22 protein-coding genes are annotated in these 20705 nt (G+C 65.2%); 7 read left to right on the top strand and 15 right to left on the bottom strand.

Going from position 1 to position 20705, the window contains the following annotated elements:
* Positions 1-21: 21 nt before the first annotated feature.
* The 6 genes from miaB to AC3WR5_RS15250 all read right to left on the bottom strand — a co-directional run bounded on the left by miaB (position 22) and on the right by AC3WR5_RS15250 (position 6175).
* A complete protein-coding gene (gene miaB, locus AC3WR5_RS15275) occupies positions 22-1362 on the bottom strand; it encodes a tRNA (N6-isopentenyl adenosine(37)-C2)-methylthiotransferase MiaB (protein ID WP_141290271.1) in 1341 nt (446 codons plus the stop codon).
* Positions 1363-1373: 11 nt separating this feature from the next.
* Positions 1374-1805 carry a hypothetical protein gene (locus AC3WR5_RS15270; RefSeq protein WP_492485602.1) on the bottom strand — a complete coding sequence of 144 codons (432 nt, stop codon included), beginning with the start codon at positions 1803-1805 and terminating at the stop codon, positions 1374-1376.
* A 168-nt stretch (positions 1806-1973) separates the two neighbouring features.
* On the bottom strand, positions 1974-2921 hold the full coding sequence (locus AC3WR5_RS15265; protein WP_492485601.1) for a FadR/GntR family transcriptional regulator: 948 nt from the start codon (positions 2919-2921) through the stop codon (positions 1974-1976).
* Between the two features lie 139 nt (positions 2922-3060).
* A complete protein-coding gene (locus AC3WR5_RS15260; RefSeq protein ID WP_492485600.1) occupies positions 3061-4059 on the bottom strand; it encodes a lysylphosphatidylglycerol synthase transmembrane domain-containing protein in 999 nt (332 codons plus the stop codon).
* Positions 4056-5312 (bottom strand): cardiolipin synthase ClsB, encoded by a 1257-nt coding sequence (gene clsB, locus AC3WR5_RS15255; protein WP_492485896.1) that lies wholly within the window; start codon positions 5310-5312, stop codon positions 4056-4058. Before clsB ends, AC3WR5_RS15260 begins: the two co-directional genes overlap by 4 nt.
* 80 nt (positions 5313-5392) lie before the next feature.
* Complete coding sequence (locus AC3WR5_RS15250; RefSeq protein WP_492485599.1) at positions 5393-6175, bottom strand: endonuclease/exonuclease/phosphatase family protein; 783 nt, start codon at positions 6173-6175, stop codon at positions 5393-5395.
* A 166-nt stretch (positions 6176-6341) separates the two neighbouring features.
* Here AC3WR5_RS15250 and osmF point away from each other — a divergent pair, with 166 nt between their 5' ends.
* The 6 genes from osmF to wrbA all read left to right on the top strand — a co-directional run bounded on the left by osmF (position 6342) and on the right by wrbA (position 11786).
* A complete protein-coding gene (osmF, locus tag AC3WR5_RS15245) occupies positions 6342-7280 on the top strand; it encodes a glycine betaine ABC transporter substrate-binding protein OsmF (RefSeq protein WP_492485598.1) in 939 nt (312 codons plus the stop codon).
* Positions 7277-8449 carry an ABC transporter permease gene (locus AC3WR5_RS15240; RefSeq protein WP_492485597.1) on the top strand — a complete coding sequence of 391 codons (1173 nt, stop codon included), beginning with the start codon at positions 7277-7279 and terminating at the stop codon, positions 8447-8449. The genes osmF and AC3WR5_RS15240 overlap by 4 nt, the downstream gene beginning before the upstream one ends.
* On the top strand, positions 8446-9378 hold the full coding sequence (locus AC3WR5_RS15235; protein WP_492485596.1) for an ABC transporter ATP-binding protein: 933 nt from the start codon (positions 8446-8448) through the stop codon (positions 9376-9378). The genes AC3WR5_RS15240 and AC3WR5_RS15235 overlap by 4 nt, the downstream gene beginning before the upstream one ends.
* A gap of 17 nt (positions 9379-9395) precedes the next feature.
* Positions 9396-10130, top strand: a complete 735-nt coding sequence (locus tag AC3WR5_RS15230) for an ABC transporter permease (RefSeq protein ID WP_492485595.1) — start codon at positions 9396-9398, stop codon at positions 10128-10130.
* A gap of 189 nt (positions 10131-10319) precedes the next feature.
* Positions 10320-11120, top strand: coding sequence for a response regulator transcription factor (locus tag AC3WR5_RS15225; RefSeq protein ID WP_492485594.1), 801 nt, complete (start codon positions 10320-10322; stop codon positions 11118-11120).
* A gap of 63 nt (positions 11121-11183) precedes the next feature.
* Complete coding sequence (gene wrbA / locus AC3WR5_RS15220; RefSeq protein ID WP_492485593.1) at positions 11184-11786, top strand: NAD(P)H:quinone oxidoreductase; 603 nt, start codon at positions 11184-11186, stop codon at positions 11784-11786.
* On the opposite strand, the gene AC3WR5_RS15215 is transcribed toward wrbA, so the two are convergent.
* From AC3WR5_RS15215 to AC3WR5_RS15190, 6 genes are all read right to left on the bottom strand, one after another.
* On the bottom strand, positions 11783-12175 hold the full coding sequence (locus tag AC3WR5_RS15215; RefSeq protein ID WP_492485895.1) for a flavin reductase family protein: 393 nt from the start codon (positions 12173-12175) through the stop codon (positions 11783-11785). The two genes, wrbA and AC3WR5_RS15215, sit on opposite strands and share 4 nt — an antisense overlap.
* Positions 12176-12190: 15 nt before the next feature.
* Complete coding sequence (locus tag AC3WR5_RS15210) at positions 12191-12937, bottom strand: SDR family oxidoreductase (protein ID WP_492485592.1); 747 nt, start codon at positions 12935-12937, stop codon at positions 12191-12193.
* Between the two features lie 155 nt (positions 12938-13092).
* Entirely contained in the window at positions 13093-13998 is a 906-nt protein-coding gene (locus tag AC3WR5_RS15205) for a helix-turn-helix domain-containing protein (RefSeq protein ID WP_492485591.1), read from the bottom strand.
* A gap of 207 nt (positions 13999-14205) precedes the next feature.
* Positions 14206-14997 carry a carboxymuconolactone decarboxylase family protein gene (locus AC3WR5_RS15200; RefSeq protein WP_492485590.1) on the bottom strand — a complete coding sequence of 264 codons (792 nt, stop codon included), beginning with the start codon at positions 14995-14997 and terminating at the stop codon, positions 14206-14208.
* 26 nt (positions 14998-15023) lie between these two features.
* Positions 15024-15992, bottom strand: coding sequence for an AraC family transcriptional regulator (locus AC3WR5_RS15195; protein WP_492485589.1), 969 nt, complete (start codon positions 15990-15992; stop codon positions 15024-15026).
* A 105-nt stretch (positions 15993-16097) separates the two neighbouring features.
* Positions 16098-17066, bottom strand: coding sequence for an AraC family transcriptional regulator (locus AC3WR5_RS15190; RefSeq protein WP_492485588.1), 969 nt, complete (start codon positions 17064-17066; stop codon positions 16098-16100).
* A 227-nt stretch (positions 17067-17293) separates the two neighbouring features.
* On the opposite strand from AC3WR5_RS15190, the gene AC3WR5_RS15185 reads away from it, so the two are divergent.
* A complete protein-coding gene (locus tag AC3WR5_RS15185) occupies positions 17294-17719 on the top strand; it encodes an Atu4866 domain-containing protein (RefSeq protein WP_231010219.1) in 426 nt (141 codons plus the stop codon).
* A 28-nt stretch (positions 17720-17747) separates the two neighbouring features.
* Here AC3WR5_RS15185 and AC3WR5_RS15180 read toward each other — a convergent pair whose 3' ends face one another.
* The 3 genes from AC3WR5_RS15180 to AC3WR5_RS15170 form a co-directional block, all read right to left on the bottom strand.
* The gene (locus AC3WR5_RS15180) at positions 17748-18338 is read right to left on the bottom strand and encodes a YgjV family protein (RefSeq protein ID WP_492485587.1); all 591 of its coding nucleotides are present in this window, start codon (positions 18336-18338) and stop codon (positions 17748-17750) included.
* Positions 18338-18826 carry a Crp/Fnr family transcriptional regulator gene (locus AC3WR5_RS15175; protein ID WP_492485586.1) on the bottom strand — a complete coding sequence of 163 codons (489 nt, stop codon included), beginning with the start codon at positions 18824-18826 and terminating at the stop codon, positions 18338-18340. Before AC3WR5_RS15175 ends, AC3WR5_RS15180 begins: the two co-directional genes overlap by 1 nt.
* Positions 18827-18894: 68 nt before the next feature.
* Complete coding sequence (locus AC3WR5_RS15170) at positions 18895-20457, bottom strand: cation:proton antiporter (RefSeq protein ID WP_492485585.1); 1563 nt, start codon at positions 20455-20457, stop codon at positions 18895-18897.
* Positions 20458-20705: the final 248 nt, after the last annotated feature.

Here is a 20705-nt window from a genome sequence, read left to right as displayed (position 1 = left end):
CCACTCCCCAGCGACAGCCGCTCAGGCCGTCACGCTGTCCTGCGTCACCACCTCGGCGCGCAGCGAGTGCGGCATCGCCTGCGTGATGCGCACGTCGATCAGCTGGCCGATCAAGCGTGGCGTGCCGGGGAAGTTGACGATGCGGTTGCACTCGGTGCGGCCCATCAGTTCGGCCGCGCTCTTGCGCGAGCGGCCTTCGACGAGGATGCGCTGTACGGTGTCCTGCATCGCCAAACTGTAGCGGCGCACGTTGTCTTCCAGCCTGGCCTGCAGCGCCTGCAGCCGGGCCAGCTTCACTTCGTGCGGGGTGTCGTCGTGCAGCGCCGCAGCCGGGGTGCCGGGGCGGGCGCTGAAGATGAAGCTGAATGAAGCGTCGAAACCGATGTCGTCGATCAGCTTCATCGACTTGGCGTGGTCTTCCTCGGTTTCGCCGGGGAAGCCGACGATGAAGTCGGTCGACAGCTGGATGTCCGGCCGCACCAGGCGCAGCCGGCGGATCACGCTCTTGTATTCCAGCGAGGTGTAGCCGCGCTTCATCGCAGAGAGGATGCGGTCCGAGCCATGCTGCACCGGCAGGTGCAGGTGGTTCACCAACTGCGGCACCTTGGCGTAGACGTCGATCAGCCGCTGGCTGAACTCGTTCGGGTGGCTGGTGGTGTAGCGGATGCGCGCTATGCCGGGGATCTCGCCCACGTATTCCAGCAGCAGCGCGAAGTCGGCAATCTCGCTGGTGCCGCCCATGGTGCCGCGGTAACCGTTGACGTTCTGGCCCAGCAGCGTCACTTCCTTGACGCCCTGGTCCGCCAGCCCGGCGATCTCGGTCAGCACGTCCTCGAACGGCCGCGAGACTTCCTCGCCGCGGGTGTAGGGCACCACGCAGTAGGTGCAGTACTTCGAGCAGCCTTCCATGATGGAGACAAAGGCGGTCGCGCCGTCGACCCGTGCCGGCGGCAGGTGGTCGAACTTCTCGATCTCGGGGAAGCTGATGTCGACCTGCGAGCGCTTCTGCGCCTTTTGCTGGGCAATCATCTGCGGCAGCCGGTGCAGCGTCTGCGGGCCGAACACCAGGTCCACATACGGCGCGCGGTCAATGATGGCCGCGCCTTCCTGGCTGGCCACGCAGCCGCCCACGCCGATCAGCACGCCTTTTTCCTTCAGGTGCTTGACGCGGCCCAGGTCGGAGAACACCTTCTCGGCCGCCTTCTCGCGGATCGAGCAGGTGTTGAACAGCACCAGATCGGCCTCTTCAACGTCCTGCGTCGGCTCGTAACCGTCGGCGGCGCGCAGCACGTCGGCCATCTTGTCCGAGTCGTACTCGTTCATCTGGCAGCCGAAGGTTCTGATGAAAACTTTCTTCGTCATGATCGGTTCGCTCACGGCTTGGTCCAGGTCTGGGCGGCGGCGTCGAAGCGCCAGGTCTGCGCCTGCTCCAGCGTGCGTGGCCACGGGCTCATCTTGGCCTCGTCGTCGCGCAGCACCCAGATTTCCAGCGGCTGGCCCATCGCGTCCAGCGTGAAGTTGACGACCAGCTTCTGGCCCACGATGGCACCGGACATCTGCAGCAGGTTGTCCGCGCCGTGGATGCGGGCGCCGGGTGCCAGCCGCGTGGCCTGGCCGTTCAGCGTGGCTTCCGGCGGGGCGGTGACCACCAGCACGCCGCGCAGGGCCGTGGCGGGGAAATTGCGGGCCTGCCAGGCGGCTGCCGGCGCACTGAGCGTGGCCAGGGTGGAAAAGGCGAGCAGGGCCGGCGCGGCGGCCAGCAGGGCGCGCGCCAGCAAACGGCGCGTCGTCACACAGCGGTGCATGGTGTGTATCCAGGGGCTGTGAAAGGAAGCGGCCCGAGCGCTGCAAGCCTCGGGCCGTGCGGTATCGCGCGCAGCGCGCCACCCACGGGGGCTTCGCTGCAGCCGGCGAGTCGCCGATTGTAGCGAGCCGGGTGCCGCCCGGTCCGCCCCGGGGGCATGGCAGATGCCTCAGGCCGCTGCGAGCGTGCCCTTGGGCAGGCCGCTGCTCAGCGAGGCGCTGTGCTGGCGGGCCAGTTGCCGGGCGGTGGCCACGTCGCGCTTCTGCACTGCCGCTGCCAGTTGCTGCTGGTATTCGGCATGCGCCCGGGCCCGGGCCGGCGTGACGCGGAACAGGCCGTGCTCCGGGTCGCGCACCAGGCCGTGCAGCAGGTTCAACATCAGCGCCAGCGCGGGGTTGCCGCTCAGTTGGCCGACCAGGGCGTCGAAGGCCAGCACCGCTTGCACGCGGTGGCCCTCGTCGGGTGAAGCCTCGAAGCCTGCATGTTGCTTCACGTGTTCAGCCAGGCGTCGGCGCACCGAAGCGTCGGACGTGCCAGCCAGCGCGCCAGCGGCTTCTTCGATCACCGGCGTGGTGGCATTGGCAATCTGCTGCAGCGTGGCACCTTGCGAGCTCAGGAAGATTGCCGCCATGCGGGACACGGCCTGCACCGATGGTGGCTGGGCGAAAAAGCCGCCCCCAATGCCGCGCTTGATCTTCAGCAGCGCCTCGTGCTCCAGCAGGCGTGCGGCCTGCCGAAAGGTCGGCCGGCTGACGCCCAAGGTGGCGATCAACTGCTCTTCCGAGCCAAGGAACGCATCGTCCGGACCGGTGACGGCCAGGATGCGCTGGCGCAGTGCGTCAACCGCCCGCTTGACCAGCGACGTGCTGGCCCGGCCTTCAGCCTGGGTCGCCGGCAAGCCAGGGGTGCGTGGCTTGCGGGCGGGCTTTGCCGCCGCTTTCACCGGCGCCTTGGGCACAGGCTTGGCGACTCGCTTCGGCGCAGGCCGGGCCGCGGCCTTGGGACTGGGCTTGGGGGCAGCTGCGGCGGCTTGCTTCGCTGCGGCAGGCTTGGATTTCTTTTCGGCCACTGACTTTTTGGCAGTGGTGGCGCGAGCGCCGGGCTTGGGTACAGCCATTCAGGTGCCTTTGTGGGGTGGTAAAGACGGCGCGGCGATTATGTCCCAGCAAGAGCAGGCTTTCGGCCCGGGTTGACCACCATGTGGCGTGGCTTCCCCCAACTTGAACCACCCGTGAAACTCCGCCGCGCGTCGGCCGTCAGGCTTTCGGTGCCGCGGCCAGCCGGCCCGCCGCCCTGCCGCGCCGCTGCACCACCAGCAGCACCAGCGCGGCCAGCGCGCCCGGCAGCCACTGGTAGACCGCGCGGTAGACCATCACCGCGGCAATGATCTGCTGCACCGGCCATTGGTCGCTCAGCAACGCGACGAACACCGCTTCCAGCACGCCAACGCCCGCCGGCACGTGCGCCAGCGCGCCGGCCACCGCGGCCAGCAGCAGTGCGGTGGCCACGGCCGTGAAGTTGGCCCCCGCCGGCAGGGCGACCCAGACGATGGCTGCCGTGAAGCCCCAGTGCAGCGCGCCCAGTGCCAGCTGCAGCAGCGCCATGCGGCCGTTTGGCAGGTCCAGTTCCAGCGAACGCCAGCGCCACTGCCGGCGCTTGAATGCCACGCAGGCCCACACATAAGCAACCACAAGGGCCAGCGCCGCGCCGCCCGCGATCTGCCAGACCACCGATGCCACGCCCCACAGGTGCGGCAGCGCTTGCGTGCCGAACACCAGCAAGGCGCCGAACAGTGCGAAGTGGCTCAGCCAGTTGGTCAACGCGCTGGTGCCGGCCACGGCCGCAATCACGGCTGGTCGCAGGCCCAGCGCGGTGTATTGGTTCAACCTCAGTCCCAGCCCACCGACCATGTAGCCCAGGTTCTGGTTGATCGCAAAGCTGACCGCCGCGACGCGCAATACCGCCAGGCGGTTGACCTTGTGGCCTGTGACCTGCTGACCCAGGATGTCGAACCCGGCATAGGCCAAATAGCTGAGAACGGAGAACAACAGCGCCGCCGCCAGCTGCCAAGCCGGTGTCTCCTGCAAGGCCTTGCCAACCTCGGCCCAAGGCACTTTGCGCCCTGCGTGCACCAGCAAGACCGCCACCCCGACAAGGAACAGCGCCACCAGCGCCTGGCGCAGCCAGCGCGCCTGGTACCAGGGCACAACAAGCGGCGTCGCTGGGCGTGCCGGCATCGGCGCAGCCACGGTCATGGCGAAACCTGCGCCCGGGCCATGGCCCCGTCACCACAGTCGCCGCTGCTGCAAGACGCACTGGGCCGCGCCGGCTGGATCGCCGGCACGGCGGCCGGCACGTTGCGCAGCCAGCCCGGAAAGCGCCGCAGTGCGAAGAACACCACCGCGCCGCGCAGCTGCGCCCAGGCGGAACCCCAGGCAGAGAGTTGCACCTGTGGCACCTCGTGGCAGGCTTCTGCCATCAGGTGGGTGAGCCGCTCGCTGAGCGTGGCATTGAAGTCGCGGTCCATCACGACCACATTGGCCTCCAGGTTCAACGCCAGGCTGGTCGGGTCCAGGTTGCTGGAGCCGACGGTAGCCCATTCGTCGTCCACCACGGCCACCTTGCCGTGCAGTGGCCGCTCGCAGTATTCGAAGATGCGCACGCCGGCGCGTTGCAGGTGCCCATGCAGCAGCGAAGCGGCCGTCTTGACGATGGGCATGTCCGGCTTGCCCTGCAGGACCAGCCGCACGTCCACGCCACGCTGCGCGGCACGGCGCAGCTCGCGCAGCAGGCGGTAGCCGGGGAAGAAGTAGGCGTTGGCGATCACGATGCGGTGGCGGGCCTGGCGGATGGCCAGACGGTACTGGCGTTCGATGTCAGTGCGGTGGTGATGGTTGTCGCGCACCACCACCGCCGCCCTCGCGCCGGCTTGCTCGGCCGGCTCTGCCGCCTGGCCCGCGCGGCGCAGCAGGCGCTGCCAGCGCTGCGCCACCGCAGGCGGCTTCAGGCTGGCGCGCGTCAGCTCGCGCAGCTTCTCGACCAGCGGCCCGCGGATCTCCACCGCATAGTCCTGCTTGGCCTGCTGGCCGAATTCGGCCAGGTGGTCCAGCGAAAAGTTGATGCCGCCGATGAAGCCAATGCGGCCGTCGACGACGACGATCTTGCGGTGCATGCGCCGGAACAGGTTCAGGCGCTGGCCCAGCAAGCGTTTGACGGGCTTGAAGAAGTGCAGCTGCACGCCAGCCGTGACCAGCGAGTCGACGTAGTTGGGCGACAGGTCCGGCGAGCCCCAGCCGTCGATCAGCAGGTTCACTTTCACGCCGCGGTTGGCCGCAGCGACCAAGGCTTCTCGCAACTGCAGGCCCACCTTGTCCTCGAACAGGATGAAGGTCTCCAGCCGCACCTCCTGTTGCGCCCGGGCAATCGCCTCGAAGACGGCCGGGTAATACGCCTCGCCATTTTCCAGCAGGCGGATCTGGTTGCCGTCGGTCCACTCCAGGCGCTGCATGGCAGCCGCTCGGCTGACGAGTCCGTCGGCTTCTTGAACGCGGTCCGGCGCCTGGCCCGCATGAACGTGGTCGAAGGTCTTCATGGCTCGATGTGCGCCGCCAGCGGCGCATGGTCAGAGAGGTTGGCCCAGGGCCGGCGCGGCAGCCGCAGCGGCGCCTGCCTGCGCATGCCGCGCACGTAGATGCGGTCCAGCCGCAGCAGCGGCAGGCGGGCAGGGAAGGTGCGTGGCATGCCGCCGGGCACGTTGGCATGCACCTCGCGCAGGCCCAGCTTCATCAGCGGCGCATGCGCCAGGCCGCGCCAGTCGTTGAAGTCGCCGGCCACGATCAGCGGTGCGCCTTCGGGTACCTGCTGCGACATGACCTGGCCCAGGCGCTGGATCTGCTGCTGGCGATCGCGCTCGCGCAAGCCCAGGTGCACGCAGATCACGTGCACCTGCGTCTGGCCGGGCAAGTCCAGCACGCAGTGCAGCAGGCCACGCGCCTCGGGCGCCTGCGTTTCGCCTTCGTGCGGCATGTCATGGTTGTGCCAGCGCACGATGGGGAACTTGGACAGCACCGCATTGCCGTGGTCGCCCTCGGTGTAGACCGCGTTGCGGCCATAGGCATGCTGGTGCCACACGGTGTCGGCCAGAAATTCATAGTGCGGCGCGCTGGGCCAGTCGGCCACGCGGGCGCCGTGGCCGGCATGCCGGCCATGCACCTCTTGCAACAGCACCACGTCGGCCCCCACCGCGCGCATCGCGTCGCGCAGCGCGGGCAGCACGAAGCGGCGGTTCAGGCTGCTGAAGCCCTTGTGGATGTTGATCGTCAGCACGCAAAAACCACGCGGGCCGAACGGAGCCGAGTTCGAGGCAAGCATGCAGCCAGTCTCACCGGGGCGCCAGCGCGGCTGCGTCGTCCGTCGCAGCACCAGGTTGTAGGACGGCGCCTCGGTAAAAACTGCGCGATGCCATGCTAGGGTGGTGCCACGCGCAATTCCGGCCGGGCGATGCATGCTCGGTCGGCTTCAATCAGGAGAGCCCAGCATGACCTTGTTCCATGACCACCGCCGTGCGCTGCTGGCCGCGACCGCTGCCGCCTGCCTGCTCGCCGCCGGCGGTGCGCTGGCCCAGGCCAGCGTGCCGGTGCGCGTGGCCTCGAAGATCGACACCGAAGGTTCTCTGCTTGGCAGCCTGATCCTGCAGGTGCTGGAAGCAGGCGGCATCAAGACCCAGAACAAGCTGCAGCTGGGGGCGACCAAGATCGTGCGCGGCGCGCTGGTGGCTGGCGAGGTCGACATCTACCCCGAGTACACCGGCAACGGCGCCTTCTTCTTTTCCGACGAAAAGAACCCGGCCTGGAAAAACGCCAAGGCTGGCTACGAGCAGGTCAAGGCGCTGGACCAGCAGAAGAACAAGCTGGTCTGGCTCACGCCGGCGCCGGCCAACAACACCTGGGCGATCGCCATCCGCAAGGACGTGGCGGCGGCGAACAAGCTGAAGTCGCTGGAAGACTTCGGCAAATGGGTGGCCGGCGGCGGCAAGGTCAAGCTGGCGGCCTCGGCCGAATTCGTCGAGCGGCCCGATGCGCTGCCGGCTTTCCAGGGCACCTACGGCTTCAAGCTCGCGCAGGACCAGATCCTCACGCTGGCCGGCGGCGACACCACGGTGACCATCAAGGCCGCCGCCGAGCAGACCTCGGGCGTCAACGCCGCGATGGCCTACGGCACCGACGGGCCGGTTGCTGCGCTGGGCCTGCAGATCCTCGAAGACACGAAGTCGGCGCAGCCGATCTATGCGCCGGCGCCTGTTATTCGCGCCGAAGTGCTGGCCCGCCAGCCGCAGATCGCCCAGCTGCTGGCACCGGTCTTCCAGTCGCTGGACAGTGCCACGCTGCAGGCGCTGAACGCCAAGATCGCGCTCGACGGCCAGGACGCGAAGAAGGTGGCCGCCACCTACCTGAAGGCCAAGGGCTTCATCAAGTGAGCGTGGACCTGCGCCCGGCCAATCGGGTGCTGCTGGTGTTGGTGCTGGCGGGTCTGGTTGCGGCACTCTCTTTGGCGTTCTTGACGCAGGCACCGAACCGGCTGGTGTCGGGCGTGGGCGTGCCGTTGCGCACGCTGTTGCATGGCGCGAACTGGGCGCTGGTTTTGGGGCCTTTTGCGTTGCTGGCGCTGGCCGTCTTTTGGCAGCCTTCGGTGGCCACGCAGGGCCTGGTGACGGCCGCTGCCGCGACGCTGTTGGCCGTGCTGGTCTGGCTGGCCGGCGCACATGCGACGCAAATGGCCGACGCCGCGGAAGCGGCCGGCAACAGCGCCGGGCGCACCTCGTTTGGCGGCGGCTTCTGGGTGTTGACGGTGCTGTGCTGGCTGGCCGTGGCGGATGCGGTGCAGCGGCTGAAGCTCGCCCCACTGGGCCGCACGCTGGCGCTGGCCACGGTGCTGGCGCCAGTGGTCGTGTTGGCGGCATCGGGCGAGTTGGCTGCGCTGTCGCTGTTCAAGGAATACGACAACCGGCAGGACGTGTTCGACGCGGCGCTGTGGCGGCATGCGCAGATCGTCGGCGTCACCTTGTTGCCCACCTTGCTGCTCGGCGTGCCGCTGGGCGTGGCTGCGCATCGGCATCCGCGTTTTGGCACGCCGCTGTTTGCGCTGCTGAACGTGATCCAGACGGTGCCGTCCATCGCGCTGTTCGGCCTGCTGATGGCGCCGCTGGCCGCGCTGGCTTTGGCGCTGCCGGCGCTGGGCATCGGCGGCATCGGCCTGGCGCCGGCGGTCATTGCGCTGACCCTTTATTCGCTGCTGCCCATCGTGCAAAGCACCTTGACGGGGCTGCGCGAGGTGCCGGCAGCGGTGGTCGAAGCAGCGACCGGCATGGGGCTCACGCCGCGCCAGGTGTTCTGGCGCGTGCAGGTGCCGCGGGCGCTGCCGCTGCTGCTCTCGGGCTTGCGGCTGACGACGGTGCAGGCCATCGGCCTGGCCGTGGTCGCCGCGCTGATCGGCGCCGGCGGGCTGGGCGCCATCATGTTCCAGGGCCTGCTCAGCAGCGCGCTGGACCTGGTGCTGCTTGGCGTATTGCCGGTGGTGGCAATGGCAGTCGCGGTGGACGCGCTGTTCGCGGTGTTGACCCAATGGGCACAAAGGCGCCAGCCATGATCGAGTTCCTCGGGGTCAGCAAGTCCTTTGGCGACGCGGCGGCGGTGCGCGACCTGTCGCTGAGCATTGAACGCGGTGAGTTCACGGTGCTGATCGGCGGCTCGGGTTCGGGCAAATCGACCACGCTGAAGATGATCAACCGGTTGATCGAACACGACGCCGGCCGCATCCTGTTCCAGGGCCAGGAGATCCGCAGCTTCAAGCCCGAGGACATCCGCCGCCGCATGGGCTATGCGATCCAGTCCACCGGTCTGTTCCCGCACTGGACCGTGGCGCAGAACATCGCCACCGTGCCGCAACTGCTGAAGTGGCCGGCGGCGCGCATCGCCCAGCGGGTGGCCGAACTGCTGGGCCTGCTGGGCCTGCCGCCCGATCAGTACCAGGGGCGCTACCCGCACCAACTCTCCGGCGGCCAGCAGCAGCGCGTGGGCGTGGCTCGCGCGCTGGCTGCAGACCCGGAAGTGCTGCTGATGGACGAGCCGTTTGGCGCGCTGGACCCGATCACCCGCGGCGCGCTGCAGCAGGAAATGGCGCGCATCCACCGCGCCTCCGGCAAGACCATCGTGCTGGTGACGCACGACATTGACGAAGCGCTGGGCCTGGCCACGCGCATCGTGCTGCTGGACCAGGGCCGCATCGTGCAGGCCGGCACGCCGACCGAACTGCTGCGCCGCCCCGCCAACGATTTCGTGCGCGACTTCCTCGGCCGCGGCGAGATCGGCATCAAGCTGCTGGGCCTGGAAACCGTGGCCGGTCGTGTGCGGCCTGGCGAGCTCGCCGAAGGCGAGCCGATCGCGGCCACCTTGAGCCTGCGCGACGCCCTGTCGGTTTTCGTCGCCCGGAGTGTCGAGCGGCTGCCGGTGGTGGACACACATGGCCGCCCGCTCGGCACGCTGTATTTCGCCGACCTGCTGCGCAGCGCCGTCTGAGCACAATGGTCCGCCTGTTGCGCCAACCCTTGCCCTGGGCGCTGGCCGCACTGCTCGCGCTGACCTGGGGCATGCCGCTGCTCAAGCCGCTGTTTGCCGCCACGTTCCCGGCACTGGACCGGCCGCTGTACGAGCAGGACAGCTTCGCGCAACTGGTCTGGGCTCACCTGCAGATCGTCGGCCTGTCCAGCGGCATCGCGGTGCTGCTCGGCGTCTCGGCTGGCCTGTTCGTCACCCGCCAGGCGGGGCGCGAATTTCGCCCACTGGTCGAGACCTTGGTCGCGATGGGCCAGACCTTCCCGCCGGTCGCCGTGCTGGCCGTGGCTGCCCCACTGATCGGCTTTGGCGAGACGCCCGCGCTGATTGCGCTGACGCTCTACGGCTTGCTGCCCATCGTGCGCAACACCATCGCTGGCATCGAAGCCGTGCCCGCCAGCGCCCGCGAAGCCGCCGAGGGCCTGGGCATGAGCAGCTGGCAGCGGCTGCGTCAGGTCGAACTCCCGCTCGCGCTCCCGGTCATGCTCGCCGGCATCCGCACCTCGGTCATCATCAACATCGGTACCGCCGCCATCGCCTCCACCGTCGGCGCCAAAAGCCTGGGCTCACCGATCATCGTCGGCCTGAGCGGCTACAACACGGCGTATGTGATCCAGGGCGCGATGCTGGTCGGCCTGCTGGCCATCGTGGCGGATCTGGGGTTTTCGGCGCTGGCGCGGTGGGTGAGCCGTTGGCGCATGAGCGAGGCGGGCTGAGCGCGACCAACCTCAAGTTCGCGGACTTTTGGCGTGCAAATCAACAGCTTAGCCTCTCGGCCCTTCGACCTGCGCCCTGATTGAAGGCCGAGCAAGGCAAGGCCTGCAGTTGCGTCTGCCTGGGCTGCAGGCGACCACACCCCCCATTTGGGTTGCCCGACAGCGACCCGATGGCGCTCTTGGCTGCCGATGAATCACCTCCGACACTCCCCCAGTCGGTATGACGAACTGCGCTCACAGAGGAGTCGGGATATGTTGCATTCTCCAGGTCGCCTCAGTGTTGGCGTGCTTCACGAGTCCGAAGTGATTCGCCAGGGTCTTGCTGCCATGGTCAGCGGGCACCAAGGTCTTGACCTCAGGGGCCCTGGTGTGGGCCAGGGCACACCGGTGCCTGAGGAGCTTTTGTCTGCCCGCGTCTTGCTGACGAGCCAGGACCTCGCTTTGGAGCTCCTCGACCAATTCCTGCCATGCCGGGAGGGGCCTGCAATCATCGTTGTCGCTTCCTCTTTTGGGGACCAGGCAGCGCGAGCCCTGATTCGAAAAGGCGCCCGCGGGCTGCTGCTTCTTTCGGTTGCTTGTGACGAACTCCAACAGGCGGTACTGCGTGTTGGTGCGGGGCGTCGGCATATCACTCCGCCAGTGGCGTCTGTGATGGCGGAGCACGTTGGAGCCCCAGGTTTGACTTGCCGAGAGGCCACGCTGCTGGAACTGCTCGCTAGAGGCATGTCAAACAAGGCCATTGCCAGGGTATTGGGCATTTCAGACGGCACGGTGAAGACGCATGCAAGGTCGATCTTCTCGAAGCTTGGTGCCAGCAACCGGACGCAGGCTGTCGCCATGGCGGGCAAGCGCGGCATCCTCAAGTTGGGCGCCGACTTGCTGGACGCTCAGCCGGACGGTGACCCATCCCTGGTGTCAGACGTGTTCTCGTGGGCGAACAGAGTGACTCGGGGCCGTCAATTGGCAGGGGTTCCGTCGGTGGCTGTTTGACTACTCCCGCAATGAAGACTTTTCACAACGCGGCATCTCGCCGCAATTTTTCAGGAGTGCCGCATGGCCAAGGTTCTGGTTCTTTACTACTCGTCCTATGGACACGTTGAACAACTGGCCCAAGCGGTCGCCGAAGGGGCCCGCGCTGGCGGAGCTTCGGTCGTGGACGTCAAGCGTGTTCCCGAAACGGTCCCTGAGCAAATCGCAAAGGGCGCGCACTTCAAGCTGGAGCAAGCTGCTGCTGTGGCAACCGTGGCTGAGCTGGAGCAGTACGACGCCATCATCGTTGGGACGCCAACTCGCTACGGCCGCATGGCTTCGCAGATGGCTGCGTTCCTTGACCAAACCGGCGGCCTGTGGGCCCGCGGCGCGCTGAACGGCAAGGTGGGTGGTGCGTTCACCTCGACAGCCACTCAGCACGGTGGGCAAGAACAAACGCTGTTCTCCGTCATCACGAACCTCTTGCACTTTGGCATGGTCATCGTTGGCTTGCCCTACAGCCACGCCGGGCAGATGACCGTGAGCGAAATCGTTGGCGGCTCACCATACGGTGCTTCGACGGTGGCTGCCGGCGACGGCTCCCGTCAGCCCACGGAGATCGACTTGGCAGGCGCGCGTCACCAGGGCGAGCAGGTGGCCAAGACTGCCGTCAAGCTCTTCGGCTAATCGACAGACGGCACATCGGCCAGCCACGCTGCAGCTGGCAGCTGCCTGACAGACTGGCCGATGGCCGGGGCACCACTGAAGGAAAAGCTGACCGCCAGAAGGACAACTGCGCTCAAGCCAGCGATACAACGCCAGCCCGGGCTGGCGCACCGTGGCTTCGGCCAAAAGTGATGAACGGTCTCGGGGTGGGCCGGGCTGGCAGTGACGTGAGCTTTCACAATCTCCCAGATGAAGAGGTTGAAGCTTCCGACCTTGCTGCCGTCGTGCAGCTTGCACTCGAAGTTGGCATATGCCTCCCCGATGAGAGGCGCGTCGACATCGTCGGCACTCTGGGCCGTGAGTCCAAAGTGCTCGAACTTATCGAAGTCCTTGCCGGTCGTGTTTCCGATGCCAGCTTCCTGCGATTACCAGGGCTGGTTGGTAGGCAGCACGAACAGCTCGGCCACGTCGACGTGCGCCGGAGCCTGCAGGGCGAACAGCACCGTATCGGCGATGTTGTCGCTGCTCAGGAAAGACATCTGCTCGCGCAGGCCCTCCATCTGGTCGCGGTAGCCCTTGTCAGTGATGTGATTGAACAGCTCGGTGTGCACGGCGCCGGGCTGGATGCTGGTGACGCGGATGTTGTGCTTCTTGCCAACTTCCAGGCGCAATGCCTCGGTGAAGGCAGACACGGCGTGCTTCGTCGCACAGTACACAGCCAGACCCGGGAACACCTTGCGGCCGGCGATGGACGACGTGTTCACGAAGTGACCAGAGCCGCGCTTGATGAGCTGCGGCAGTGTCGCCGCGGTGCTGTTCATCAGACCCTTGACGTTGACGTCGACCATGCGGTGCCACTCGTCGACCTTCAGTGTCTCGACGTCGGAGATGGGCATCAGGCCGGCGTTGTTGAAGACGATGTCCAGACCGCCGTAGGTCTCGACCAGCTTGTTGACGCCTGCTTCAACGGACCCTCGGTCCACCACGTCCATCTGGATGGCGATGGCTTCGCCGCCGGCGGTCTTGATTTGGTCGACCAGCTTGTTCAGCCGGTCCAGGCGACGGGCGGCCAGGCCGACCTTGGCGCCAGCGGCAGCCAGCTTCAGGGCCGTTGCAGCGCCGATGCCACTCGAAGCACCGGTGACCAGAGCGACTTTTCCATTGAGTGTCATGACAGTTCCTTTCGGCAGTTGGGTTGGAGGTCGCGGCAGCTACGAATCGCTTGTCTTCCGTAGCTGCCACGGTTCCCATGGTGCCGATGGACGTTTGCTTGGTCGCTCGTGGTCTTGCTCTCGATATCGAAGTTTTGCTGTCGGCTCTCGGGGGCTCAGCGAACGCTTCGATAGTCGCTTGGAAGCACGCCAACCTCCTTGCGAAACACCTGCGCGAAATGGCTTGGACTGGCGTAACCCACCTCCAAGCCCACTTCCACGATTGGCATGTCCGTTTCTCTCAAGAGACGACGCGCGCGTTCCATGCGCAATCGGGTGAGGTACTGCGACGGTGAGAAGCCAGTGCTCTTTTTGAAGGCGCGAGAGAAGTGCGAGTCGCTCAGCTGAACCTCACGCGCCAGACGGCTCAGGTCAAGCTCTTGGTCAAGACGCTCCTGCATTGCGTGAAGAGCGCGGTGCATCTTGAATGCTGGGAGGCCCCCATGCGGTGTCGCCGGAACCTGCGCCTCGCTCGCATAAGAGCGAACCAGGTGAACAGCCAGGCTGCTCGCCAGGCCCTGGACCAGCATCGTGCTGGGCGTGCGCCTGTCAACAAGCTCGTCGCGAAGCATGCGCAATTGATTGCTGATGATGGCATCGCTGCCGCCGGAGATTTCGCGTAGCTGCACGGTCCCAGCCTCTGGCCCGAGGACGTCGATGACGGCCCGGCGAACGAGTGGCAGACCGAGGTAGACGTGCATCACCCGGAACGGCTCATGGGTGAGTGTTCGCCAGCGCAGCTCGCACGGGCGGGGAGACGTTTGAAGGAAGAAGTCGCCCTCCCTGACCTCATTGGCCATCCATTCGCCCTGCAGTGGTCGTTCCTCTACCAGCGCGGTTCCCGACACGACCCACACGATGAGTGGCTCCGGAACGGCCGGTATCAGGAGACTGTCCTGAACAGGCCTGCGGGTGTACATCTGGACAAGGAGGTCACGCCATGGCGTTCCCTTGCTGGTCGCAATCAGTTCGCCGGGAACACGTTCGTCGAGTGCCTCGGCGGTGCCAAGTTCGAAGTCCATGGTTCCTCGCACTTCAGTTTTCGGTCAGTTTGCGCGGCGGGGAACGGGCGCCGAGCCAGGCATTTCCATGTCGGCGCCAATTGGCCGTGGCTCGGAAATATCCCAGGCGCGCTGCCCGCGCCATGCGCAACGGAATGGCATCGTCCTGCAGGTGCCTCTATACAGGGAGCAGCGTGAAATGGAAACGCGCTTGCTCCTCGCCGAGATTCAGTGAACCCCACCCTTTCGCTCCACCAGCACCTCTTGGACGGCCAGTGCAGCGTTGATGGCTCGCGGAAAGCCGGCGTACGGGGCTGTGTGGATGACCAGTTCCACAAGCTCCTCTCTGCTGCCCCCGACGTTAAGAAAACCGTGGGTGTGCACTTTCAGCTGGGGCCTGGCGTTGCCCATTGCCGCCAACGCTGCAACCGTTACCAGCTCACGTGTGTGCAGGTCCAGGGCCTGACGCGTGTAGATGTCGCCGAAGGCGAACTCGATGATGAATCGTCCCAGATCGGGCGCAATCGCGGCAAGAGACGCGATGACTTTCTCTCCTGCTGAGCCGTCAATCGCTTCCAACGCTGCCAGGCCGGCTTGGTAGCGCGTGTCACTCGGCGCCTTGGAAGCATCGGGAACAGTTGGCAGTTCAGGCGGCTGGAGGATGTCGCGGAGCGCAGCCACGCCGTTCAACGCAGCGGGAAAGCCGGCGTAGACCACGAGATGGGTCATGACCTCCACCAACTGCGCCGCCGAAGCCCCGACGTTCAGAGCGCCCCGCAGGTGGAACTTGAGCTGCGGTTCAAGGCTGCCCACGGTTGCGAGCATGGCGACCGTTGCCATCTGGCGCTGCAGGAGCGGCAGGCCGGGCCTCGCGTAAACCTGCCCATATGCAAACGAGATGGCCAAGTCGGCGAGGTCCGGCGCCACGTCGCGCAGCGAGGCGATGATGCTCGGCGTATCTGTTGCTTCGATTGTCTTGAGAATTTTCAGGCCAGCGTCTCTTGTTGTGTCCGATGACATGAATTGCTCCTTGTCCCTGTGCGAGTTCATTGGCCGTCTGCATCGCGCAGGCGCGAGACGTCCTTGGATGGAGGAACGCCGAATAGCCGGCTGTACTCACGACTGAATTGGGAGGCGCTCTCGTAGCCAACCGTGTAGCCTGCGCGCGAGACTTCAATCCCTTCGCTCAGGAGCAGACGCCTTGCTTCCTGCAAACGAAGCTGCTTCTGGTACTGAAGTGGGCTCATCGACGTCACCGCACGAAAATGGTGGTGCAGCGACGATGTGCTCATGCAGCAATCACGCGCCAGTTCATCTACCTTCAGCGGTTCGGCGAAGTTGGATTTGAGCCAGGAAACGGCGCGCAACACCCGGCTGGCGTGGCTGTCGGTTCTTGCCACTTGGGCCAGTCGTTCGCCCTGTTCGCTGCGCAGCAGTCGGTACACCAGTTCACGGGCCGCCAGCGGCGCCAGCATGGCAGCATCTTCCGGCGAGTCGAGCAGCCGCATGAGGCGTATGGCTGCGTCCAACATGCCGTCCGTGACCTTGCTCAGGAACAGACCCCGCGACGTTTTGGCTCGGGGAACCGCTGGAGGGCCGAGTTGCAATACCAGCTCTGATACTTCTGCCGGATCCAGGTCCAGACGGAAGCACAGGTACGGCGCATTGAACGTTGCGTGGGTGACCTGGGCGCTGATGGGCAGGTCCGTGGAGAACACCAGGAATCTGGATGCATCGTAGGTGTAGACCTCATCGCGCAACATGACGCGCTTGCCACCCTGGGCGATGATGCAGACAGCGGGCTGGTGCAATGCGTGGACCAGTTCCTCGCTGGGAGCGGACAGCTTGATGGCCGACAGTCTCGGAATGGATGTCGGGCAGATTCCTTCTTGAGGGGCATGTCGCTCGACCAACCCGGCGAGCTCGCGAATGCGGCCCGCGTCGGGCGGCGGGAGGTTCGGCACGGCGGCGAATCGAGGCGCCGCAGCGGTTGAAGCGATGTCTTGAGTAGCCATGGCTGAACGTTGCTGTGTAGGAGACTTTCAGGGATGGGCGACGACTGGAATGGGCAAGCCAAACTCGGCAAGCCGGCCTGGCGACATTAGCAGGACGACGCGCTCTCATCCAAAAGGGGTAGGGAGGCCTTGGTGTTCCCGAAAGCGCCTGACGTCCCTGGCTGGTGGTGCGCCGAACATGCGGGCGTATTCGCGGCTGAATTGAGAAGCGCTCTCGTAGCCGACGCGATGACCTGCACTTGCCGCGTCCAGTCGCTCGGCGATGAGCATGCGTCGGGCTTCTTGCAGTCTCAGGTTCTTCTGATACTGCAGCGGGCTCATCGCGGTGGCTGCCTTGAAATGGGTGCGAAGCGCGGAAACACTTAGATGGGCCATCTCGGCCATCCTGTCCAGTTCCAGCGGTCCGTGGTAGTTCTCGCGGAGCCAATCGATCGCCCTGGCTACGCGATGGCTCGCGCTGTCCGTCAGCGCCAGCTGTGCGAGTTGGTGGCCACAAGGGCCTCTGAGCAGCCGATACAAGATTTCGCGAATGGTCAGCGGAGCCAACGGCTTAATGTCCTCCGGCGTATCCAGTAGCCTCACCAGTCGCACCATGGCGTCGAGCAGCGAGGGGGTGACGTCGGCGGTCACGATGCCGCGAGAGGCGCCTTGCTTGATGGTCTGGCTCTTCATGCCCATGCCAAGCATCAGCGAGGCCAGTTCCTTGGTGTCGTATTCCAACCGGATGGTGAGATACGGCAACTCGGGTGTCGCGTCGATGACTTGACCGGAGACCGGCAAATGCTGAGACACGACGAGGTACGTGTTCGGGTCGTAGACGTAGGCCTCGCCGCCGAGCAGGAGCCGCTTGCTGCCCTGAGCGAGCATGCACACAGCAGGTTCATGGACAGCGTGAACCGGGTGGTCGACTCGGTGCACGCGTATCAGCGTCAGGCGAGGGACTTTCGTGAAGAAGACGCCTTCACGAGGTGCGTGCCGCTTGATGCACGCTGCAAGTTCCGCCCTGCGCAACATGACCTGCAGGACCGAATCTTGGCGTTCCTGGCGCATGGAAGTTGCGGTGTTGCTGGACATGGCGCCAGCTTAGAACTCTGCGCACTGATTTGGGCGCATCGTGGGTCTTCGCAAGCGCCGAGTGCAAGCATCCGCGAGAAATAGACAAGTGACCTTTTGGGCCCGTCATCGCAAAGCCACGCAGTTTGCAGGAACAGGCAAATTGGCAAGCCAATCCGGCCAATGTCATCGTGCCTCGCTTCCTAGACTTCTTCTCATCCCACGCAACGAATCGTTGGAGAGATGCGATGAAGCGAGAAACCTCAACTTACGGAATCACGGTCCTGCTTTCCGTTGCTTCGGCGGTGATGTGGGCCGCACCGGATGCCGCATGGGCCGCCCGGGGCAACAGTTCTGAACCCCAAAGCACAGGATCAACCATGAGCACGACAGCCACGCAAAGCCATTCCGCCAAGACCGAGCGTCACGACAGCCACCCCTACGCGGGCATGTGGGTCACCGCGGACGGCTACATCCGGCATGAACTTCTTTCGAATGGTCGTTACGACGAGGCCCGTGGAAAGAGGCAGAGCGCGTACCAAGGTCGCTACCGCGTCACGGGCAACCACATCGACTACGTCGACGACACCGGCTTCACCGCCGACGGGGAGTTCCGCGATGGCGTTCTTCACCACGCAGGGATGGTCTTGTACCGCGAGGACAAGCGCGATTGACCCGGACTCTCGGCTCGATTCGGGCGCTTCAGGTCGCTGGAGCGCCCGAAGTCGTTTCGGGCGCCCGAGCGGCCATGTGGAAGCGGTAGTAGCCCACGCAATTGCTGAGCAGGAAACCTGCCTCGGCCAGAACACTCACCCAAGCGTCGATGTGCACGTTGTGCGCAATCCAAAGTCCCGACCCGAGCATCATCTGTAGTCGCATCCGGCGGTCCGATGCGTTGAAAGCCGCATGCGTTTGGATGCAGTTTCCAAGCCATGCCAAGCAGCTCGCTGCGGAGAGGGGAAGCGCAACGAATACCGCCGTGGCGGTGAAAAGGAAGATCTGCTCGACGCGTGGTGAGCGGGTTACGCTGCTCACGAGGAATCGCAGGCTTGCCAACAGCATCATGGCCGCCGACGCCCAGGCATCGAGCAACGCATACTGAGCGGCAAGCAGACATGTCGAAGCGCTCAGAGCCGCGAGTACCAGTTCCTTTCGGCGAATCTGGAACGACGCAAGGTCCAGCAGAAACGAAACCGCCGCAAGGCCTTGAGCAAGAATGAAATACAGCTTCACGGACAGCGCCAATGGCAGGTTGGGGAGCCTCATCCTCGTCGCATCGACGGAGGCTGCCATTAACGTTTGTTAAGTCTGCCGCGTATCCGCGACAGCGACACTTCGGTGATGCCGATGTAGGCCGCGAGCTGCTTTTGGCTCAGCAGGCTTGTCCACACGGGGAAGTGCTTGAGGACATATTGGTAGCGCTGCGCGGGGGAATGGAGGAGGAACATTTCCTCCTTGCGTTCCTTGAAAGCGAGCTGCATGCGAAGCAACCGCAGTGCTGTGGCCTCTGCGTCCCTGGTATCGAGCCAGCTCAGCGGAATTTCGGTGACAACCGAGTCCTCCGCCGCCTCGATCTGGTAGCTGGCAGGCTGGCCGGTGAGCCAGGACAGATAGAGGAAGCAGAACTCACCGGGGAAGTAGAACTCCTTCACCCTTTCGCTGCCGCTCTCTGTGTAATGGCAGGCCTTCAAGATGCCGCCGTGAACAAACCAGATGCTGTGTTGGTGCTGCCCCTGATGTTGCAAAACGCTGGCTGACCGTATTTCAATCGGCTCGGCCACAAGCGGCGCGGGGAGGTCAGCCCAACCAGGCGCAGATGTAGAAGAGGGACTTCTGCTCACGGCATTTCCTAGACACTGGCGATGCGGGCCTGTGCCGCAGCTGATGCGTTCAGCTCGGCCCAATCGAGCTCCTCCTCGATGACGTGGAAAACGTCGTCCTCGATTTTCCCAGAGGCCCTGAGCTCGTGTAGCAAACGCCTCTGGGACCGTAGCGCTTGTAGCCTGGCTTCGTCCAATTCTGTGACGGTGGAGGCCTCAGCAGGGTTGCTCAGAGCGCGGCGGTCGGCCCGGAGTTCTTGAATGACTTCTGCTACGCCCGGTTTGTGGGCCTCTTGCCCTTCGAGCGCTTGGAGAGCGGCGTCGACCAGCCTTGTCCTGGCAGAAGCGAGCTCGTGCTCAAGCGAATGATCGGGCTGTATGCCCAGCCGCTTGATGAGCGGGCCCAGGGTCAGACCCTGCAAGACGAGAGTTCCCAACACCACCGCGAAGGCCGCGAGCACGATGGTGTCGCGACCTGGGAAGTCCGCGGGGAGGGCAAAAGCCGTCGCGAGCGTGACCAAGCCACGCATGCCGGACCACCCGACCAGCACGCCCACTCGCTTTGGGGCTACCGGGACTTCAACGCCCAGGCGTTCGAACGCAGGATGGAGCGCGCGGATGACGGTCCCATAAGCGAGCACCCAGGCCAGACGCACGACGATGACCGTGCCAAGCACGGCCCCAGCGAAGGCAAGTGCATCCATGCGCGCTTGACCGGACAGTTGGGCAATGATGTTGCGCGCTTGGAGTCCCATCAGCAGGAATGCCAAAACATTCAGCGCGAACACTGCGGCGCCCCATACGGCGTACGAGTGGACGCGGTCGCGGGCGTTGCTCCGGGAGGGGAAGTAGCGGGCGACGGTCATGCCGAACACGACGACGGCAATGATTGGGGAAATCTTCAGATGTTCTGCAACGAGCCATGCGCCGAAGGTCATCACGAACTCGACGATGGTGGCCGACATCGTGCCGGCCACGATAGGGGCCAGGTGCACGAAGGCTTTGCCGAGCAAGTACCCCAGCAGGGCGCCAGCTGGTACCGACGCGGCCAGAATAGGTAGCTGAGATGAGATGGCGAGGTGCGGGGTCATGGCTGCCGCGGCGGCCGCGCCGAAGATGAGCAGTGCCACGGCATCATTGAGCAGGCTCTCGCCGTTGATGATGGACAGTGTCCTGCGTGGGATACGGAAGTTCTGCATCACGGTCGTTCCAGCCACCGCATCAGGCGGAGCGACGATGGCTCCAAGGGTGACGGCCGCAGCCAAAGGCAGGCCTCCGTGAGCCCATCCCACCCAAGCAACAGCCGCCGTGGTGAGAAGCACCGCCACCACGACGAGCGCGGTCAACGGCAACCAGTTTCTGACAAGTTCCCGCGGCGAGGTGTCGTAAGCCGCATCGAGAAGCGCCGGGGCGATGAAGAGGACCAGTGCCAGATGAGGCTCGATGTTCACTTGCGGCGCCCATGGCAGCAGCCCCGCCACCGCGCCCGCGAGCGCGAGCATGGAGGGATAAGGCAAGGACATGCGTCGTGATACCTGTAGCAGCAAGACCGCCAGGGCAAGGAGAAGAAGCATGTTTTCGAAGAGTTGCATGGCCGCCACCGTGTCGTTCCGCAAGCACGCGGGCTCATGGGCAATGTCCGCGCTTTGTCGTCACTCTACAAAGCGGGGCCATGTGCCACTTGCCCGTTCGACCAAGCTACTTGTCGCTTCGTGCAAGCATTGGTGGCGCCTTGCCAGTCTGCAGATGGTGAGGGTCGCTTGAGCTGTTTGCAGAAATTGGCAAGCGGATGCAGCGTTTTAGGCAGGTGCCGGCCGGCGGTGATTCCTAGACTTTCTTC

This window comes from Ideonella sp. FW305-24, from assembly GCF_058788035.1.
The sequence above is the reverse complement of the archived record's forward strand: the minus strand, read 5'-3'. Positions and strand labels throughout refer to the sequence as shown.

Bases quoted from the DNA above. Each gene is read 5' to 3' on its own strand.
- wrbA (WP_492485593.1), top strand. From the start codon at position 11,184: ATGGCCAAGGTTCTGGTTCTTTACTACTCGTCCTATGGACACGTTGAA.
- AC3WR5_RS15210 (WP_492485592.1), bottom strand. From the start codon at position 12,937: ATGACACTCAATGGAAAAGTCGCTCTGGTCACCGGTGCTTCGAGTGGC.
- AC3WR5_RS15250 (WP_492485599.1), bottom strand. From the start codon at position 6,175: ATGCTTGCCTCGAACTCGGCTCCGTTCGGCCCGCGTGGTTTTTGCGTG.
- AC3WR5_RS15260 (WP_492485600.1), bottom strand. From the start codon at position 4,059: ATGACCGTGGCTGCGCCGATGCCGGCACGCCCAGCGACGCCGCTTGTT.
- AC3WR5_RS15185 (WP_231010219.1), top strand. From the start codon at position 17,294: ATGAAGCGAGAAACCTCAACTTACGGAATCACGGTCCTGCTTTCCGTT.
- AC3WR5_RS15265 (WP_492485601.1), bottom strand. From the start codon at position 2,921: ATGGCTGTACCCAAGCCCGGCGCTCGCGCCACCACTGCCAAAAAGTCA.
- clsB (WP_492485896.1), bottom strand. From the start codon at position 5,312: ATGCAGCGCCTGGAGTGGACCGACGGCAACCAGATCCGCCTGCTGGAA.
- AC3WR5_RS15270 (WP_492485602.1), bottom strand. From the start codon at position 1,805: ATGCACCGCTGTGTGACGACGCGCCGTTTGCTGGCGCGCGCCCTGCTG.
- osmF (WP_492485598.1), top strand. From the start codon at position 6,342: ATGACCTTGTTCCATGACCACCGCCGTGCGCTGCTGGCCGCGACCGCT.
- AC3WR5_RS15170 (WP_492485585.1), bottom strand. From the start codon at position 20,457: ATGCAACTCTTCGAAAACATGCTTCTTCTCCTTGCCCTGGCGGTCTTG.
- AC3WR5_RS15190 (WP_492485588.1), bottom strand. From the start codon at position 17,066: ATGTCCAGCAACACCGCAACTTCCATGCGCCAGGAACGCCAAGATTCG.
- AC3WR5_RS15195 (WP_492485589.1), bottom strand. From the start codon at position 15,992: ATGGCTACTCAAGACATCGCTTCAACCGCTGCGGCGCCTCGATTCGCC.
- AC3WR5_RS15200 (WP_492485590.1), bottom strand. From the start codon at position 14,997: ATGTCATCGGACACAACAAGAGACGCTGGCCTGAAAATTCTCAAGACA.
- AC3WR5_RS15180 (WP_492485587.1), bottom strand. From the start codon at position 18,338: ATGGCAGCCTCCGTCGATGCGACGAGGATGAGGCTCCCCAACCTGCCA.
- AC3WR5_RS15205 (WP_492485591.1), bottom strand. From the start codon at position 13,998: ATGGACTTCGAACTTGGCACCGCCGAGGCACTCGACGAACGTGTTCCC.
- miaB (WP_141290271.1), bottom strand. From the start codon at position 1,362: ATGACGAAGAAAGTTTTCATCAGAACCTTCGGCTGCCAGATGAACGAG.
- AC3WR5_RS15225 (WP_492485594.1), top strand. From the start codon at position 10,320: ATGAATCACCTCCGACACTCCCCCAGTCGGTATGACGAACTGCGCTCA.
- AC3WR5_RS15235 (WP_492485596.1), top strand. From the start codon at position 8,446: ATGATCGAGTTCCTCGGGGTCAGCAAGTCCTTTGGCGACGCGGCGGCG.